13 protein-coding genes and 1 pseudogene are annotated in these 17,512 nt (G+C 64.9%); 10 read left to right on the top strand and 4 right to left on the bottom strand.

Translation table 11 applies throughout. The features are described from left to right. Positions 1-14 precede the first annotated feature (14 nt). The 8 genes and pseudogenes from ACFPU0_RS08000 to ACFPU0_RS07965 all read left to right on the top strand — a co-directional run bounded on the left by ACFPU0_RS08000 (position 15) and on the right by ACFPU0_RS07965 (position 12,201). A complete protein-coding gene (locus tag ACFPU0_RS08000; protein WP_377692342.1) occupies positions 15-3,770 on the top strand; it encodes a nitrate reductase subunit alpha in 3,756 nt (1,251 codons plus the stop codon). 100 nt (positions 3,771-3,870) lie between these two features. After that, positions 3,871-5,409, top strand: a complete 1,539-nt coding sequence (narH, locus tag ACFPU0_RS07995; RefSeq protein WP_377692341.1) for a nitrate reductase subunit beta — start codon at positions 3,871-3,873, stop codon at positions 5,407-5,409. Positions 5,410-5,411: 2 nt separating this feature from the next. Next, positions 5,412-6,167, top strand: coding sequence for a nitrate reductase molybdenum cofactor assembly chaperone (narJ, locus tag ACFPU0_RS07990; RefSeq protein ID WP_377692339.1), 756 nt, complete (start codon positions 5,412-5,414; stop codon positions 6,165-6,167). After that, entirely contained in the window at positions 6,160-6,855 is a 696-nt protein-coding gene (narI, locus tag ACFPU0_RS07985; protein ID WP_377692338.1) for a respiratory nitrate reductase subunit gamma, read from the top strand. Before narJ ends, narI begins: the two co-directional genes overlap by 8 nt. A 126-nt stretch (positions 6,856-6,981) precedes the next feature. Then, positions 6,982-7,944, top strand: coding sequence for a peptidylprolyl isomerase (locus tag ACFPU0_RS07980; protein ID WP_377692337.1), 963 nt, complete (start codon positions 6,982-6,984; stop codon positions 7,942-7,944). Positions 7,945-8,002: 58 nt separating this feature from the next. Next, on the top strand, positions 8,003-8,995 hold the full coding sequence (gene moaA, locus ACFPU0_RS07975; RefSeq protein ID WP_377692336.1) for a GTP 3',8-cyclase MoaA: 993 nt from the start codon (positions 8,003-8,005) through the stop codon (positions 8,993-8,995). A gap of 160 nt (positions 8,996-9,155) precedes the next feature. After that, a pseudogene (locus tag ACFPU0_RS07970) lies at positions 9,156-11,375 on the top strand (ribonucleoside triphosphate reductase). Positions 11,376-11,463: 88 nt separating this feature from the next. After that, positions 11,464-12,201, top strand: coding sequence for an anaerobic ribonucleoside-triphosphate reductase activating protein (locus ACFPU0_RS07965; protein ID WP_377692335.1), 738 nt, complete (start codon positions 11,464-11,466; stop codon positions 12,199-12,201). Positions 12,202-12,630: 429 nt separating this feature from the next. Here ACFPU0_RS07965 and ACFPU0_RS07960 read toward each other — a convergent pair whose 3' ends face one another. Both ACFPU0_RS07960 and ACFPU0_RS07955 read right to left on the bottom strand, forming a co-directional pair. Further along, positions 12,631-14,145, bottom strand: coding sequence for an FAD-dependent oxidoreductase (locus tag ACFPU0_RS07960; RefSeq protein WP_377692334.1), 1,515 nt, complete (start codon positions 14,143-14,145; stop codon positions 12,631-12,633). 122 nt (positions 14,146-14,267) lie between these two features. Then, on the bottom strand, positions 14,268-14,405 hold the full coding sequence (locus ACFPU0_RS07955; RefSeq protein ID WP_377692333.1) for a hypothetical protein: 138 nt from the start codon (positions 14,403-14,405) through the stop codon (positions 14,268-14,270). A gap of 205 nt (positions 14,406-14,610) precedes the next feature. Here ACFPU0_RS07955 and ACFPU0_RS07950 point away from each other — a divergent pair, with 205 nt between their 5' ends. Both ACFPU0_RS07950 and ACFPU0_RS07945 read left to right on the top strand, forming a co-directional pair. Then, complete coding sequence (locus ACFPU0_RS07950) at positions 14,611-15,471, top strand: LysR family transcriptional regulator (protein ID WP_377692332.1); 861 nt, start codon at positions 14,611-14,613, stop codon at positions 15,469-15,471. 121 nt (positions 15,472-15,592) lie between these two features. Beyond that, positions 15,593-16,294 carry a DUF4160 domain-containing protein gene (locus ACFPU0_RS07945; RefSeq protein WP_377692331.1) on the top strand — a complete coding sequence of 234 codons (702 nt, stop codon included), beginning with the start codon at positions 15,593-15,595 and terminating at the stop codon, positions 16,292-16,294. 514 nt (positions 16,295-16,808) lie between these two features. On the opposite strand, the gene ACFPU0_RS07940 is transcribed toward ACFPU0_RS07945, so the two are convergent. Further along, positions 16,809-17,210 (bottom strand): helix-turn-helix domain-containing protein, encoded by a 402-nt coding sequence (locus ACFPU0_RS07940; protein WP_377692330.1) that lies wholly within the window; start codon positions 17,208-17,210, stop codon positions 16,809-16,811. Positions 17,211-17,217: 7 nt separating this feature from the next. After that, a complete protein-coding gene (locus ACFPU0_RS07935; RefSeq protein ID WP_377692329.1) occupies positions 17,218-17,502 on the bottom strand; it encodes a type II toxin-antitoxin system HigB family toxin in 285 nt (94 codons plus the stop codon). Positions 17,503-17,512: the final 10 nt, after the last annotated feature.

The following is a 17,512-nucleotide window of genomic DNA, read 5'->3' as shown; positions in this document are numbered from 1 at the left end:
GAGAGGAAAGGAAAATGAGCCATCTACTCGACCAGCTGCGCTTCTTCAATCGCAAGCAGGGGGAGTTCGCCGACGGTCATGGCGAGACCCGCAAGGAATCGCGTGACTGGGAGAACGTCTACCGCTCGCGCTGGCAGTACGACAAGATCGTGCGCTCCACCCACGGGGTGAACTGCACCGGGTCGTGCTCCTGGAAGATCTACGTGAAGAACGGCCTGATCACCTGGGAAACCCAGCAGACCGACTACCCGCGTACCCGCAACGACCTGCCCAACCACGAGCCGCGCGGCTGTCCGCGCGGGGCCAGCTACAGCTGGTACATCTACAGCGCCAACCGCCTCAAGTACCCCAAGGTGCGCAAGCCGCTGCTCAAGCTGTGGCGCGAGGCACGCCGCACCCTGGCGCCGCTGGAGGCCTGGGCCAGCATCGTCAGCGACCCGGCCAAGGCCCAGAGTTACAAGAGCAAGCGTGGCCTGGGCGGCTTCGTGCGTTCCAGCTGGAGGGAGGTCAACGAGATCATCGCCGCCGCCAACGTCTACACCGTCAAGCAGTTCGGTCCGGACCGGGTGATCGGCTTCTCGCCGATTCCGGCCATGTCGATGGTCAGCTATGCCGCCGGTGCGCGTTACCTGTCGCTGATCGGCGGGGTGTGCCTGTCCTTCTATGACTGGTACTGCGACCTGCCGCCGGCCTCGCCGCAGGTCTGGGGCGAGCAGACCGACGTGCCGGAATCGGCCGACTGGTACAACTCCAACTACATCATCGCCTGGGGCTCCAACGTTCCGCAGACCCGCACCCCGGACGCGCACTTCTTCACTGAGGTGCGCTACAAGGGCACCAAGACCGTGGCCATCACCCCGGACTACGCCGAGGTGGCCAAGCTCACCGATCTCTGGCTGAACCCCAAGCAGGGCACCGACGCCGCGCTGGCCCAGGCCTTCACCCACGTCATCTTCAAGGAATTCCACCTGGAGAGGCCCAGCGCCTACTTCACCGACTATGCCAAGCGCTACACGGACCTGCCGATGCTGGTGCTGCTGGGCGAGAAGGACGGCAGCTACGTCGCCGACCGCTTCCTGCGCGCTTCCGACCTGATCGGCAACCTCGGCCAGGACAACAACCCCGAGTGGAAGACCATAGCCGTCGACGCCAACGGCGAGCTGGTGTCGCCGCAAGGCTCCATCGGCTACCGCTGGGGCGAGAAGGGCAAGTGGAACATCGAGGCCCGCGAGGGCAAGGACGGCCGCGAGGTCGATCTGCTGCTGAGCCAGACCGACTCCGGAGAAACCGCGGAAGTCGCCTTCCCCTATTTCGGCGGGCAGAGCCACGAGCACTTCACCCACGTCCCGGGCGAGGAAATACAGCTGCGCCGTGTGCCGGTGCGCACCATCGCGTTGGCCGACGGCAGCCAGGCGCGGGTCGCCAGCGTGTTCGACCTGATGGCCGCCAACCTCGGCATCGATCGCGGCCTGGGTGGCGCCAACGTGGCCAGCAGCTACGACGATGCCAGTGTGCCGGGCACTCCGGCCTGGCAGGAGAAGATCACCGGCGTATCCCGCGAGAAGGCCATCCAGATCGCCCGCGAGTTCGCCGACAACGCCGACAAGACCCGTGGCCGCAGCATGATCATCGTCGGGGCGGCGATGAACCACTGGTACCACATGGACATGAACTACCGTGGCCTGATCAACATGCTGATGTTGTGCGGCTGCGTCGGGCAGACCGGTGGCGGCTGGGCCCACTACGTCGGCCAGGAAAAGCTGCGCCCGCAGTGCGGCTGGCTGCCACTGGCCTTTGGCCTCGACTGGCATCGCCCGCCACGGCAGATGAATGGCACCAGCTTCTTCTACAACCACAGCTCGCAGTGGCGCCACGAGAAGATGAGCATCCACGAAGTGCTCTCGCCGCTGGCCGACAAGTCGCAGTTCCCCGAGCACATGCTCGACTACAACATCCGCGCCGAGCGTGCCGGCTGGCTGCCCAGCGCGCCGCAGCTCAACCGCAACCCGCTGCAGATCACCCGTGACGCCAGGGCTGCGGGCCTGGAGCCGAAGGACTATGTGGTCAAGTCGCTGCAGGACGGCAGCCTGCGCTTCGCCTGTGAACAGCCGGATAACCCGGACAACTTCCCGCGCAACCTGTTCATCTGGCGTTCGAACCTGCTGGGTTCTTCGGGCAAGGGCCACGAGTACATGCTCAAGTACCTGCTGGGGACCAGGAACGGCGTGATGAACGAGGATCTCGGCAAGCGCGGCGGATTCAAGCCGACCGAGGCCGAGTGGGTCGACGAAGGCGCCATCGGCAAGCTCGACCTGGTCACCACCCTGGACTTCCGCATGTCCTCGACCTGCGTGTATTCCGACATCGTCCTGCCGACCGCCACCTGGTACGAGAAGGACGACATGAACACCTCGGACATGCACCCCTTCATCCACCCGCTGTCGGCGGCCATCGACCCGGCCTGGGAGGCGCGTTCGGACTGGGAAATCTACAAGGGGATCGCCAAGGCCTTCTCGGAAGTGGCCAAGGGGCACCTGGGCGTGGAGCAGGACCTGGTCACCGTGCCGCTGCTGCACGACACTCCCGGCGAGCTGGCCCAGCCCTTCGGCGGCAGCGACTGGAAGACCGCCGGCGTCGCGCCGCAGCCGGGCAAGAACTGCCCGAACATCACGGTGACCGAGCGCGATTACCCCAGCACCTACAAGAAGTTCACCTCTCTCGGCCCGCTGATGGACAAGCTCGGCAACGGCGGCAAAGGCATCAACTGGAACACCGGGCACGAGGTCGAGTTCCTCGGCCAACTGAACTACAAGGTGCGCGAGGAGGGCGTCAGTCAGGGGCGGCCGAAGATCGAGTCGGCCATCGACGCCGCCGAGGTCATCCTCAGCCTGGCGCCGGAAACCAATGGCCACGTGGCGGTCAAGGCCTGGGCGGCGCTGTCGGAGTTCACCGGCCGCGATCACACCCACCTGGCGCTGCCCAAGCGGCACGAAGCGATCCGTTTCCGCGATATCCAGGCGCAGCCGCGCAAGATCATCTCCAGCCCGACCTGGTCCGGCCTGGAAGACGAGCACGTCAGCTACAACGCCGGCTACACCAACGTCCACGAGCTGATTCCGTGGCGCACCATCACCGGCCGCCAGCAGTTCTACCAGGATCACCCCTGGATGGTCGCGTTCGGCGAGGGCCTGCAAAGCTACCGGCCGCCGATCAACACCCGCTCGACCGGCTACGTGAAGGGCAAGATGTCCAACGGCAATCCGGAGATCTGCCTGAACTGGATCACCCCGCACCAGAAGTGGGGCATCCACAGCACCTATACCGACAACCTGATCATGCTGACCCTGAGCCGCGGCGGGCCGATCGTGTGGATGTCGGAGATCGACGCGAAGAAGGTCGGCATCGAGGACAACGACTGGATCGAGTGCTTCAACGCCAACGGCGCGCTGACTGCGCGCGCGGTGGTCAGCCAGCGTGTCAAGGAAGGCATGGTGATGATGTACCACGCCCAGGAACGCATCGTGAACGTGCCCGGCGCGGAGAGCACCGGGACTCGCGGCGGCCACCACAACTCGGTGACCCGCGTGGTGCTCAAGCCCACCCACATGATCGGCGGCTACGCCCAACTGGCCTACGGCTTCAACTACTACGGCACCGTTGGCTGCAACCGCGACGAGTTCGTCGTGGTGCGCAAGATGGCCAAGGTCGACTGGCTGGACGGCCCCAATGGCGACGCCCTGCCGCAACCGCTGCCGACCGAGATCGAGTGAGGAGAGCTGACATGAAAATTCGTTCGCCCAAGGTGACGGCGCATGGTGCCCGAACCATGCCCTCTCACGAGATCCGGGGTCAGGTTGAGGAGACCGCACAATGAAAATTCGTTCGCAAGTCGGCATGGTCCTGAACCTGGACAAGTGCATCGGTTGCCACACCTGCTCGGTCACCTGCAAGAACGTCTGGACCAGCCGTGAGGGCATGGAATACGCCTGGTTCAACAATGTCGAGACCAAACCCGGTATCGGCTATCCCAAGGAGTGGGAAAACCAGGACAAGTGGAAGGGCGGCTGGGTACGCAACAAGGATGGCTCGATCAACCCGCGTATCGGCGGCAAGTTCCGCGTGCTGGCGAACATCTTCGCCAACCCGGACCTGCCGGGCATCGATGACTACTACGAGCCGTTCGACTTCGACTACCAGCACCTGCACACCGCGCCGCTCGGCGACCACCAGCCGGTGGCGCGGCCGCGCTCGGTGATCTCCGGGCAGCGCATGGAGAAGATCGAATGGGGCCCGAACTGGGAGGAGATCCTCGGCACCGAGTTCGCCAAGCGCCGCAAGGACAGGAACTTCGACCAGGTGCAGGCGGACATCTACGGCGAGTACGAAAACACCTTCATGATGTACCTGCCGCGCCTGTGCGAGCACTGCCTGAACCCGGCGTGCGCGGCCTCCTGCCCGAGCGGGGCGATCTACAAGCGCGAGGAGGACGGCATCGTCCTGATCGACCAGGAGAAATGCCGCGGCTGGCGGATGTGCATCAGCGGCTGCCCGTACAAGAAGATCTACTTCAACTGGAAGAGCGGCAAATCCGAGAAGTGCATCTTCTGCTACCCGCGCATCGAGGCCGGCATGCCGACCGTCTGCTCGGAAACCTGCGTGGGGCGCATCCGCTACCTCGGCGTGCTGCTCTACGACGCCGACCGCATCCATGACGTGGCCAGCACCGCCAGCGAGCAGGACCTGTACCAGAAGCAGCTGGAAATCTTCCTCGATCCCAATGACTCCAAGGTCATCGAGCAGGCGCTGAAGGACGGCGTGCCGATGTCGGTGATCGAGGCCGCGCAGAAGTCGCCGGTGTACAAGCTGGCCGTCGACTGGCAGCTGGCCCTGCCGCTGCACCCGGAGTACCGCACCCTGCCGATGGTCTGGTACGTGCCGCCGCTGTCGCCGATCCAGAACGCCGCCGCCAAGGGCAGCGTGAGCATGGACGGCGTGCTGCCGGACGTGGACAGCCTGCGCATTCCCGTGCGCTACCTGGCCAACCTGCTCACCGCCGGCGATGAGCAGCCAGTCAAACTGGCCCTCAAGCGTCTGCTGGCGATGCGCGCCTACAAGCGTGCCGAGCAGGTCGATGGCGTTCAGGATCTCAAGGTGCTGGAAAGCGTCGGCCTGACCCGGGCCCAGGTCGAGGATATGTACCGCTATCTGGCCATCGCCAACTACGAGGACCGCTACGTGATCCCCACCGCGCACCGCGAGGAGGCCATGAGCGACGCCTTCGCCGAACGCTCCGGCTGCGGCTTCAGCTTCGGCAGTGGCTGCAGCGGTAGCTCGGACACCAACATGTTCGGCGCCAGGAAGGCCAACCGCCGCGACATCCTCAAGACCGTGCAGTTGTGGGAGGACTGAACATGCAGATCCTCAAGGTGATTTCCCTGCTGCTGGACTACCCGACCGAGGCGTTGCAGGGCGCCCGTGAAGAGCTGGACGCGGCCATCGGCCGCGCCCGCGAGATCAGCCCGGACCAGCGCGGCGCACTGTTGCGCCTGCTCGATGAACTGGCCAGCGAAGAGCTGATGGACGCGCAGGAACGCTACAGCGAGCTGTTCGACCGAGGCCGGTCGCTGTCGCTGCTGCTCTTCGAGCATGTCCACGGCGAGTCGCGTGACCGCGGGCAGGCGATGGTCGACCTGATGGCCCAGTACGAGGCTGCCGGTTTTGCCATCGGCGTACGCGAGCTGCCCGACTACATCCCGCTGTACCTCGAGTACCTGTCCACCCGCGAGGAGCTGGAGGCACGCGAAGGCCTGGCCGATGTGGCGCACCTGCTGGCGCTGCTGGCGGCACGCCTGGAGGAGCGCGTGAGCCCTTATGCGGCCTGTCTGCGTGCCCTGCTGCAGATCGCCGGTGTGGAGCCGGCCGCGGCGCTGGCCCGGGTGCGTGAGCAGGTGGCTACCGAGCCGCGCGACGACTCGCTGGCGGCGCTCGACAAGGTCTGGGAAGAGGAGGCGGTGGACTTCCTCAAGGCCGAGCAGCAGGACCGCTGCCCGAGCCAGCCCGGCCTGCCTGGCAAGGCCCGCGAGGAAGTGCCGGTGCCCCTGCACTGGGTGGATTTCAAGCATGACGGGCAGGCCGACGCGCCGGCCCGGGAGGTTCGCAATGTCTAACGTCAATCTGCTGCTGTTCGGGATCTACCCGTACATTGCCCTGGCCATCTGCCTCATCGGCAGCTGGGCGCGTTTCGACCTGTCGCAGTACAGCTGGAAAGCCGGCTCCAGCCAGGTGTTCAACCGAACCCCGGCCGAGCAGCGCTACATGCGCATCGCCAGCAACCTGTTCCACGTCGGCGTGCTGTTCATCCTCGCCGGCCATTTCGTCGGCCTGCTGACGCCCGAGGCGGTGTATCACAGGGTCATCAGCACGGCGAACAAGCAACTGCTGGCGATGGTCTCCGGCGGCTTCTTCGGCGTTCTCTGCCTGATCGGTCTGTTGATGCTGCTGTATCGCCGTCTCAACGATCCGCGCGTACGCGCCAGCTCCAACCTGTCCGACGTCCTCATCCTGGTGGTGTTGCTGGCGCAGCTGGTGCTCGGCCTGCTGACCATCGCCGCCTCCGCCCGGCACCTGGATGGCTCGGTGATGGTGCTGCTGGGCAACTGGGCGCAGGCGGTGGTCACCCTGCAACCGCAGGTGGCGGCGGCGAACATCGCCCCGGTGAGCCTGGTGTACAAGCTGCACGTGTTCCTCGGCCTGACCCTGTTCGTGCTGTTTCCCTTCACCCGCCTGGTGCACATCGTCAGTGCGCCGGTGTGGTACCTGGGCCGGCGCTACCAGATCGTCCGGCAGAAAGGCTAAAAGCCGATTAAAAGCGCTGGAGGCTGAAGGCTGGAGGTGAAAGCGTTGAGCGGGTTGCCTGTCGTTCAGCCTCCAGCCTTCCAGCGCTCTTGTCGGCTGTTTTTTACTGATCGAGGAGAGAAGATCATGGGTTGTGGATGCGGTGGCAACGGCAATGGCGGTGGTTGCGGCGGCGGCCAGGTGGTACCCGAGGTGCCGGCGAATGCCCGGGTGGTGCATGAAGTGGTGCCCGAGCCGCAGCCGGCGGCGCAGGCGCCCGAAGACGGGGAAGACCAGGCGGGCCCCGAACTGATCGCCAGCAGCGGGCAGGTATGGCCGCGCATCAAGGTCAACGGGGTGCCCATCGCCCCCGAAGCGATCGCCCGCGAACTGCAATACCACCCGGCGGCCACCCGCCGGGAGGCGGTGTTCCTGGCCAGCCAGGCGCTGGTGATCCGCGAGCTGCTGCGACAGCGCATCGCCGAACTGGGCCTGGAGGTTAAGGCCCAGTCCGGCGAAAGCGAGGAAGAAGCAGCCACCCGCGCGCTGATCGAGCATGAAGTGCCGATGCCCAGCGCCGACGAAGCGGCCTGCCGGCAGTACTTCGAGAACAACCGCGAGCGGTTCGCCAGCGCCCCGCTGCTGGCCGCCCGGCACATCCTGCTGGCCTGCCCGGCGGACGATGCCGAGGCGCGCAGCCGGACCCGCGAACGGGCCGAGGCACTGCTCGCGCAACTGGCCGCCGACGGCTCGCGCTTCGCCGAACTGGCCCGCGCCCACTCCGCCTGCCCGTCGAAGGCGCAGGGCGGCGCCCTCGGCCAGATCAGCAAGGGCCAGACCGTGCTCGAGTTCGAACGCCAGTTGTTCCGCCTGCAACCCGGCCTGGCTCCCCAGCCGCTGGAAAGCCGCTATGGCTTCCACCTGGTCCGGGTGGACCAGCGCATCGAGGGCCGCCCCCTGCCGTTCGACGCCGTGCAGGACACTATCCGCGCCGAACTGGACCAGCGCGTCTGGCAGGTCGCGGTCCGGCAATACCTCCAGGGCCTGGCGGGCGCGGCGGACATCCGGGGCATCGCCCTCGAAGGCGCCGACTCGCCGCTGATCCAATGACACGCAGCCCGGAGCCGCTGTAGGAGCGAGCTCTGCTCGCGAACGGGATGAGACCACCATGGACGCACAACTGCTGGACGGCTTCGGCCGCCGTATCGACTACCTGCGCATGTCGGTCACCGACCGCTGCGACTTCCGCTGCGTCTACTGCATGGCCGAAGACATGACCTTCCTGCCGCGCCAGCAGGTGCTTACGCTGGAGGATCTGGAGCGGCTGGCGCGCCTGTTCGTCGCCAACGGCGTGAAGAAGATCCGCCTGACCGGCGGCGAACCGCTGGTGCGTCCCGGCATCGTCGGCCTGTGCCGGCGCATCGCCGCGCTGCCGGGCCTGCGCGAACTGGTGATGACCACCAACGGCTCGCAACTCACCAGGCTGGCCGGGCCCCTGGCCGAAGCCGGCGTCAGGCGCCTCAACATCAGCCTCGATACGTTGCGCCCCGAGCGCTTCCAGGCCATCACCCGTACCGGCGACCTGGCCCAGGTGCTGGCCGGCATCGACGCGGCGCGCGAAGCCGGCTTCGCGCGCATCAAGCTCAACTGCGTGGTGATGCAGGGGCGCAACGATGACGAGGTGGTCGATCTGGTCGACTATGCGGTGGCTCGCGGCCTGGACATCAGTTTCATCGAGGAAATGCCGCTGGGCGAGGTCGGCCGCTCGCGCGGCGAGACCTTCTACTCCAGCGACCGGGTGCGCGAGCTGATCGGGCGGCGCTACAGCCTGCAGGCCAGCGCCGAGCAGAGTGGCGGGCCGGCGCGCTATGTGCGCCTGCAGGGGTATCCGGACAGCCGCATCGGCTTCATTTCGCCGCACAGCCACAACTTCTGCGCCACCTGCAACCGGGTGCGCCTGACGGTAGAGGGACGTTTGCTGCTGTGCCTCGGCCACGAGCATTCCGTCGACCTGCGCGCCTTGCTGCGCCGTTATCCGGAAACCGACGCGCCGCTGCTTCAGGCGATCCACGCCGGCTTGGCGCGCAAGCCGCTGCGCCACGATTTCAGCGTCTCCGGCGAGGTGCAGGTGCTGCGCTTCATGAACGCCAGCGGCGGCTGATCGATGGCAGGCGTCGCCCGACGTCTGCTGTCAGCTCCCATTCCATCGCTCGCAGGCCGATTCTCCGCAACTTGATCACAATCAATTTTTGTTTTGCCGGTCCAGGGATAATCCACAACATGTTGTGCTTTGAATAACTGATAGCACTATATGATGTGATATGGAGGTGAGAATGAGTACCCGGCGAACAAGGCCCCGGCCGCTGACCCTGTTCAAACGCGATGGCAGCGAAGTCTCTTTCGACGAATCCAAGATCCAGCGTGCCATCCTGGCGGCGGGCACGGCCACCGGCGAGTTCGCCGCCGACCAGGCCGAGGCACTGACGATGGCCGTGCTGGCCCGTCTGCCGGGGCTGCAGAGCCTGGATATCGAGGACGTGCAGGACAGGGTCGAGCTGGTCATGATGGAGGCCGGCTACTACGCCACCGCGCGTGCCTACATCGTCTATCGCGAGCGCCACGGCCGGTTGCGCCGCGACCGCAAGCACCTGGTGGACGTGGCGGTGTCGATGAACGAATACCTCAACCGCGAGGACTGGCGGGTGCAGGCCAATGCCAACCAGGGCTATTCCCTGGGCGGGCTGATTCTCAACGTGTCCGGCAAGGTCACCGCCAACTACTGGCTGGACGAGGTGTACAGCGAAGAGATCGGGCAAGCCCACCGTGAGGCCGACCTGCACATCCACGACCTCGACATGCTCGCCGGCTACTGCGCCGGCTGGTCGCTGCGCAGCCTGCTGCACGAGGGCCTGAACGGCGTGCCGGGGCGGGTCGAGGCGGGGCCGCCGAAACACCTGTCCAGTGCCCTGGGGCAGATGGTCAATTTCCTCGGTACCCTGCAGAACGAATGGGCCGGCGCGCAGGCGTTCAGCTCGTTCGATACCTACCTGGCGCCCTATGTGCGCAAGGACGGTCTGGGTTACGACGAGGTGCGCCAGTCACTGCAGGAGTTCATCTACAACCTCAACGTGCCGTCGCGCTGGGGCACCCAGACGCCCTTCACCAACCTGACCTTCGACTGGGTTTGTCCAGAGGATCTGCGCGAGCAGGTGCCAGTGATCGGTGGCCAGGAGATGCCGTTCCGCTATGGCGAGCTGCAGGCCGAGATGGACCTGATCAACCGTGCCTACATCGAGGTGATGATGGCCGGCGACGCCAAGGGCCGGGTGTTCACCTTCCCGATCCCCACCTACAACATCACCCACGACTTCCCCTGGGACAGCGACAACGCCACGCGTCTGTTCGAGATGACCGCGCGTTATGGCCTGCCTTATTTCCAGAACTTCCTCAACTCGGACATGCAGCCCAATCAGGTGCGTTCCATGTGCTGCCGCCTGCAGCTGGACGTTCGCGAGCTGCTCAAGCGCGGCAACGGCCTGTTCGGCTCGGCCGAGCAGACCGGCTCTCTGGGGGTGGTGACCATCAACTGCGCGCGTCTGGGTTTTCTCTACCGGGATGATGTCGAGGGCCTGTTCCAGCGCCTGGACGAGCTGCTGCGCATGGCCTTCGAGAGCCTGGAGGTCAAGCGCAAGGTGATCCAGCACCACATGGACGCCGGCCTCTACCCCTACACCAAGCGTTACCTGGGCACCCTGCGCAACCATTTCTCCACCATCGGCGTGAACGGGCTGCACGAGATGGTGCGCAACATCAGCGCCGATCGCGAGGGCATGCACAGCGAGGCAGGGCGGCAGTTGGCGTCGAGCCTGCTGGACCATGTGCGGGCACGGCTGGTGGAGTTCCAGGAGGAAAGCGGCCATCTGTACAACCTCGAGGCGACACCGGCGGAAGGCACCACCTACCGCTTCGCCAGGGAGGACAGGAAACGCTTCCCCGGCATCCTCCAGGCCGGCACCCCCGAGGCGCCTTACTACACCAATTCCTCCCAGCTTCCCGTGGGCTTCACCGATGACCCATTCGAGGCCCTGGAGCTGCAGGATGCGCTGCAGTGCAAGTACACCGGCGGCACCGTGTTGCACCTGTACATGGCCGAGCGCGTCTCTTCGGCCCAGGCCTGCAAGGAACTGGTGCGCACTTCCCTGAGCCGCTTCCGCCTGCCCTACCTGACAGTGACGCCGACTTTCTCCATCTGTCCGGTGCATGGCTACCTGGCCGGCGAACACGAGTTCTGCCCGAAGTGCGACGAAGTGCTGTTGCAGAAACAGCAGTGCTGCGGCGCGTGCGGCTGATCCATGAGTCCATCCACAGCAAGGAGCAACACCATGAACGCAACCGTGCAACTCCCCGAAGCCCAGCGTCAGCGCTGCGAAGTCTGGACCCGTGTCATGGGCTACCACCGTCCGGTGGCGGCCTTCAACCCGGGCAAGCAGTCCGAACACCGCGAGCGTCGCCACTTCAGCGAACCCGGGCGCCGAAGCTGAGGGGTTGAGCCAGCCTTACAGCCCGATCATTCCCACTCGACGGCCTGCCCGGGATTCCGGGCGGGCCCACGCGTTTGCGGAGACCATCATGCACGCCAATTGCCAGATTTCCCCCCGTCCCGCCGGCAGCGAACGGTCGCTGCGGATCGGCGGGCTGTTGCCGATGACCACCCTCGACTATCCGGATCACCTGGCCTGTGTGCTGTTCTGCCAGGGCTGCGCCTGGAACTGCCGCTATTGCCACAACCCCGAACTGATCCGCCGCGGAACGAAGCCTGCCATGAGCTGGGCGCAGGCCCTGGCCTTCCTCGAGCACCGGCACGGTTTGTTGCAGGCGGTGGTGTTCAGCGGCGGCGAAGCCACCCTGCAGCCTGCCTTGCCGCAGGCCATGCGCGAGGTGCGCGCGCGGGGCTTCAAGGTCGGCCTGCACAGCGCCGGCATCAAGCCCGGCGCGCTGAGGCGGGTGCTGCCGCTGTGCGACTGGGTGGGGTTCGACGTCAAGGCGCTCGAGGAGGAGGTGCCGCTGATCACCGGTGTGGCCGGCAGCGGGCGCGCCAACTGGGACAGCCTGGATCTGCTGCTGGCCAGCGGAGTCGCCTACGAGTGCCGCACCACCGTGCATTGGCGCTTGTTCGACTGCCTGCGTGTGCGGCGCCTGGCCGAGCGCCTTGCCGGCCTCGGTGTGGAGCGATTCGCAGTGCAGCTGGCGCGGCCGGGGCAAATGCTGGACATGGGCCTCGGCGTGGCGCCGACCCCGGACGAGGCCGGCGAGCTGTGGACTTATCTGCGGCAGCTGTTCAAGCGTTTCGAGCTGCGCGAAGCCTGAGTCTGGTCACCAGCCCCAGAACTGCAGCCACCAGCAGTAACCGATCAGGGCATTGCCCAATAGCAATTCGGCGTTCGGCCAAGCCACGAATGGTGGGCATGAACAGCGATGTCCACCCTACGGCGCTGTATGTCTGCAGCCGGTGTTGCGAGTCACGTAGGGTGGACCACGCGTCATCGGTCCACCATCGGCGTTCGGCCAGACCACGAATGGTGGGCATGAAAAGCGATGTCCACCTTACGGTGCTGCATGCCTGCAGCCGGTGTTGCGAGTCACGTAGGGTGGACCACGCTCCATCGGTCCACCATCGGCGTTCGGCCAAGCCACGAATGGTGGACATGAACAGCGATGTCCGCCCGTGGGTCTTTGCGTCAGTCCCCAACATTCAACGCAGACATAGCCGACTAATCCGCCGCTGCCGGGGCGTGCTCAACCCTGCAACGTCGCCTCGATGGCCAGGTTTTCCAGATCACGCCCGACCGAGGCCGCCGCGACCAGTGCTCCCGCGCGGAAGTAGCGCGCCGTGAAGTCCCGCTTCGCCAAGGTGCCGTCGATGCGGACTTCATCCCAACCCTGCGCATATCCGGTGTAGCGAAGATCCAGTCCGTAGTGGTGCGTCCAGAAATACGGCACATCCGTGAACGCCTGCCCGTCGCCCAGCATATTGGCCGCGGCGGCCTGGCCCTGTCGCTGCGCATGGACCCAGTGCTCGACCCGGATCAGGTCCGCGCCGTACCGATAGCGCGCGACATCACCGGCGGCGAAGTGGCCGGCAACCGAGGTCTGCAGATAGGGGTCGACGAGGATGCCGTCCTGCACTGCCAATCCGGCTGTGGCCGCGAGCTCCGTGCGCGGCGCGACACCTGCGCCGACGATCAGCAGGTCCGCAGCAATCCGAGTGCCGTCGGCCAGGGTGAGCGTCTTGCCATCGAAGCCTTTGGCCTCCGAGCGAAGGTGGAACGCCACTCCTTGCTCCTGGTGCAGGCCAGCGATGAAGCCGCCCACTTCCCGACCCAGCACACGCTCCAGGGGCACATCCTCAGGTGCCACCACATGCACCTGGAGCCCGCGCGCCCGCAGCGCTGCCGCCGCCTCCATGCCGATAAAGCCGGCGCCGATCAGGGCCACCGACGTCGCGCCCTGGCTCGCGTCGACAATCGACCGGGCATCGGCCAGCGAGCGCAGCATGAACACGTTGGGAAGGTCGAAGCCCGGGATGGCCAGCCGCCGTGGTGCCGCACCAGTAGCGATGAGCAAGACGTCATAGGCCAGTCGTTCACCTGATCCGGTCAGCACTTCTCGTGCGCCGGTATCGATCGCGGTGACGTCGCAGCCGAGGCGCAGGTCGATCTGCCGCTCGGCATAGAACTCCGGACCCTGCAGCGGAATCCAGTCTTCTGGTGCGGTTCCGGCCAGATAATCCTTGGACAGATTGGGCCGGTCATAGGGCGCCGAAGCATCGGCGCTCAGCATCGACAACGCGCCGGAATAGCCCAGTTCGCGCAACCGTTCGGCAGCTGCGAACCCCGCGGCGCCGCCACCTACGATCAGGATTCGTCCGGGCTGGTTGGGGCGGGGACCTGGTCGCGACGGCTGCTCGGTTGTTTCCGCGCCACGCACGAACACGGTTTCGCCGACGATCTCCACACGCCAAGTCGTCAGCGCCGCGAAGGCGGGCGCCCGCAGGGCGGCACCCGTACGCAGGCTGAAACACGCGTGGTGCCACGGGCAGCGAATCTCGTCATTGACCACCAGGCCATCGGCCAGTGGCGCACCGTAGTGGGTACAGAGACCGCTGACCGCATGGAGGCCATCGTCCATTCGCACCAGCAGGACCGGCTTGCCCTCGACGTGGCCAGCCAGCACGCCTGCGGCTGGCACACTGGACAAGGGTACGCCCTTGGTCAGGTCGGGACCGGCGGGGCGGGTATCGGAGTGAGCCATGACGTGACTCCTTTGGCGTGGAAAATCCGCCTGGATTGCAATCGCTCCGCGCAGAACGCGATCAGGAGTTACCAACCCCCGAAAGGCGGCGGCGGGGCACTCCGCGTAGCGACCACCTGTGCTCAGCCAGCCGCCACTGCAACAACGATCAATACGCCAACGACCAGCAGGAAACCCATCAGCACAATCGCAATGCTGCGCAGGGATTGTCGATCTTCTGAGCCTAGCAAATGCATTTTGGCCACCTCGGCAATAGCCATTTCCGGATGTCACCTCCGACGCTACGCCGCCCAGATGAATTTGAATAACGATAAAAATCGGCCGAAAGTATCGGTGATATCGAATCTATTTGACGAATGGTGGCGCTGAGTGCCACCACCGCAAGACGCCCGGCAGTGGTCGAGAAAGACCCGACGCTGCAGGACGGTGCTCCGGCCTGATCACCGATCGAGGGGATTGCAGCTTATGGATACCGAACTTGCCCGAACCTTTCTTACCGTCATCGCGGCGGGAAACTTCCGCAATGCCGCCTCGCGGTTGTTCGTCACCCAATCGACGGTCAGTGCCAGAATCGCCGCACTGGAGGAACAACTCGGCTGCAGCCTGTTCGTGCGCAACAAGGCCGGTACGACGCTCACCCCGGCGGGCCTCTCCTTCCACCCCTTCGCAACCACGCTCGTGCGCACTGTGGAACGCGCCCGCCAGGACATCGGCGTGGCCCTGGGCTTTCGGGCGTCGGTGACCATCGGCGGACGTTTCGGACTCTGGGACGATCTGCTGTTCGCCTGTCTGCCGCGAATCCGCAAGGCAGTCCCGGACATCGCCATACGCGCCGAAATGGCCTTCGAAGATGAACTCATTCAGGGGCTGGTCGAGGGGCGCACCCACATCGGGGTGATGTACACACCCCAAAGCCGGCCGGGGTTGGTGGTTGAACCGCTGCTGGAAGAGCAACTGGTGTATGTGACTACCCGCGACGACAACCCCAGCCCGCCCGGTGAGGACTATGTGTACATCGACTGGGGGCCGGAGTTCGCCAGCAAGCACAGTGCCGCGTTCCCCGATTTCCTCGGTGCCGGGTTGAGCGCCAATATCGGCTGGCTGGGCCTGACCCACATTCTGACTTACGGCGGCGCCGGGTATTTCCCGCTGCGCCTGGTCAAGCATGCGCTCACTGCAGGACGGCTGCATCGGCATCCTGAGGCGCCGGACTTCCGCCTGCCGGCCTATCTGGTGTATCCGGCCGATCCGCAGCCTGAAACGCTGGGGCTCGTGCTGCAGATCGTGCGTGAGGTTACCGCGGAGATTCTGCATCAGCGCGCGTAACACGCCGTCGCCTACCGGGAGTGCGCAACTGCGCCGGCACGGCGCGGAGACTCGAGCGATGGGCACCCGTACTCGATAGGTACACTGTTTCTAGAGAAAATTTTTCCCTACAATCCCGCCAATGGCCACCGTACACAGCGACCGTAACTGGAAAATCAAAATCTACCCGGATGACCACGCGCCGCCGCACTTCCATGTGCAAACGCCCGACGGCGAGTCGCTGGTGGAGATCGACGGGCTCAAGGTTCTCGGCAAAGGTGCCGAGCCCAAGGCCCTGAAGGCTGCCCTGATGTGGGCGGCTGACCACACGACTGATTTGCAGCGCGTGTGGGATGAGCAAAACCGGAGGAACTGCCCCATGACCCGTAAAGCCAAGATCAACAGTGTGGAGCCCATTGCCGGCGAGCATGCCTTGCTGGTGGTGTTCGCCAACGGTAAGTGCTACCGCGTTGACCTGCGCGAGCACATCCGCAGTTTCCCAGTCCTCAAGCCACTGGAAGATCTGGCGCTGTTCAGCACCGCCCAGGTCGGTGAGTGGGGCTTCGATGTAACCTGGGGCGATGACCTGGAACTGGCGGCTACCACCCTGCACCGGCTGGCGCTGGAGCAGGCCGGTGAGGTGATGCCCGTTCAAGCGTTCAAGCGCTGGATGGCCGCAAATAAGCTGTCTTTGACCACTGCCGCCGTCGAGTTGGGCTTTACCCGCCGCACCATCACCGCCTACAGCAGCGGCACGGCGCTGATTCCCAAGCATGTGGCCTTGGCCTGCAAGGGCTGGGAGTTCGAGCACAAGGGCAAGAAGGTGGATAAAACCGGGGGGTAAAAAGGCGCGGCGTATCGCTTGATGTTCGGCTGCTCGTGGTAGCCCCGTTGATTGCGGCCTGACGATCCTGGGCCATCTGGATCAGGGTTTCGCGGGTGGCCGGGATCAGCTCCTTGAGTACACCGGCACGCAATTCTGGCTCTTCAAGCGCCGGGTTCAGGCACGTCTGGTGGACAGAAGAGCGCTGTCCACCCTACAGGGGGACGTCGCCGCGCCGGGGGCCGAGTCGGTAGCCCGGATGAAATCCGGGAAAATCCAACACCTGGCCGCCAAGGGCCTACACCAGGAAAAACAATGGTTCTAAGCCTCATTTCCCTATGCATACTGGTCTGTCCCGGAGCTGGTGGGCAGGTAGTCAAGAGCTACTGCTCGCGTAGCGCCAGTCAAATTCCATCGGACTTCTGCGCAGTCGCCTGCGAAACCCCTGCGCGCTCGGCCAGGTCATAGTCCGACGGAAAGAAAAGCCCCGGCTATGTACCGGGGCTTTTCATGTGGTGGCAGTTGCTCGTGTCGTTCAGAGGAAAACGTCCGCCGGTACCTTGAAGCGTTCCGCTAGGGCACGGATGTGGCGGACATTGAGCTGGCGCTTGCCATTGAGAATCTCGGACACAACGGACTGAGCTCCAATCTCCGGCAGGTCACTCTGGGTGAGGTTGTGCTCGTGCATCAGATAGCGCAACACCTCGTGCCCCGGGGCATCGGGGATGGCGTAGTGCTCTGCATCATAGGCAGCGATCAGGTCGCCCATCTGCGAGGCCAGAGCGGCGAGAGGGTGATTCTCGGTACCGGCAATCTCGTCGAGCAGTTCGTCGAGGCTTTGGACCAGGACGTCGTAGTCCGCCTCGGTATGTGGAGGCGTGAGCAGCGGAGCAACGTAGCGCCAGTGTTCCGCGGCTTGCTTGAGGAGTTCGCTCATGTGCACCTCACTTCCATTGGTTGCGGTCGTACTCTTTGTGATCCAGGACGGCTCGAATGAAGACCTTCTTGAACTGGTAGTCCACCACGGTTATGAGCCGCAGCTTGTTACCGCCGATATCGAACACATGCTTGTCACCGACTTTGTCCACGCTGGGGAAGGTCTGCTTCATCTCGGCGAAGTCTTTCGGGGCCAGCTTGCTCAGCAGGCGATACCAAGCATCCAGTGCGTTGGCCGAGTGCGGCCATTTTTCCTTAGCTTCCCAGATGCGCTTCTGCGTGATGATGTGCATGCTGTGTCCG

Origin of the sequence: Pseudomonas sp. GCM10022186 (assembly GCF_042656385.1) — a bacterium.
In the GTDB taxonomy this organism is placed as follows: Bacteria; Pseudomonadota; Gammaproteobacteria; order Pseudomonadales; family Pseudomonadaceae; genus Metapseudomonas.
Note: the sequence above shows the minus strand (reverse complement) of the source record. Positions and strands in the feature narration are given on the sequence as shown.

Excerpts from the sequence above, each read along its gene's own strand:
- ACFPU0_RS08000 (WP_377692342.1), top strand. The coding sequence starts at position 15 with ATGAGCCATCTACTCGACCAGCTGCGCTTCTTCAATCGCAAGCAGGGG.
- narH (WP_377692341.1), top strand. The coding sequence starts at position 3,871 with ATGAAAATTCGTTCGCAAGTCGGCATGGTCCTGAACCTGGACAAGTGC.
- narJ (WP_377692339.1), top strand. The coding sequence starts at position 5,412 with ATGCAGATCCTCAAGGTGATTTCCCTGCTGCTGGACTACCCGACCGAG.
- narI (WP_377692338.1), top strand. The coding sequence starts at position 6,160 with ATGTCTAACGTCAATCTGCTGCTGTTCGGGATCTACCCGTACATTGCC.
- ACFPU0_RS07980 (WP_377692337.1), top strand. The coding sequence starts at position 6,982 with ATGGGTTGTGGATGCGGTGGCAACGGCAATGGCGGTGGTTGCGGCGGC.
- moaA (WP_377692336.1), top strand. The coding sequence starts at position 8,003 with ATGGACGCACAACTGCTGGACGGCTTCGGCCGCCGTATCGACTACCTG.
- ACFPU0_RS07965 (WP_377692335.1), top strand. The coding sequence starts at position 11,464 with ATGCACGCCAATTGCCAGATTTCCCCCCGTCCCGCCGGCAGCGAACGG.
- ACFPU0_RS07960 (WP_377692334.1), bottom strand. The coding sequence starts at position 14,145 with ATGGCTCACTCCGATACCCGCCCCGCCGGTCCCGACCTGACCAAGGGC.
- ACFPU0_RS07955 (WP_377692333.1), bottom strand. The coding sequence starts at position 14,405 with ATGGCTATTGCCGAGGTGGCCAAAATGCATTTGCTAGGCTCAGAAGAT.
- ACFPU0_RS07950 (WP_377692332.1), top strand. The coding sequence starts at position 14,611 with ATGGATACCGAACTTGCCCGAACCTTTCTTACCGTCATCGCGGCGGGA.
- ACFPU0_RS07945 (WP_377692331.1), top strand. The coding sequence starts at position 15,593 with ATGGCCACCGTACACAGCGACCGTAACTGGAAAATCAAAATCTACCCG.
- ACFPU0_RS07940 (WP_377692330.1), bottom strand. The coding sequence starts at position 17,210 with ATGAGCGAACTCCTCAAGCAAGCCGCGGAACACTGGCGCTACGTTGCT.
- ACFPU0_RS07935 (WP_377692329.1), bottom strand. The coding sequence starts at position 17,502 with ATGCACATCATCACGCAGAAGCGCATCTGGGAAGCTAAGGAAAAATGG.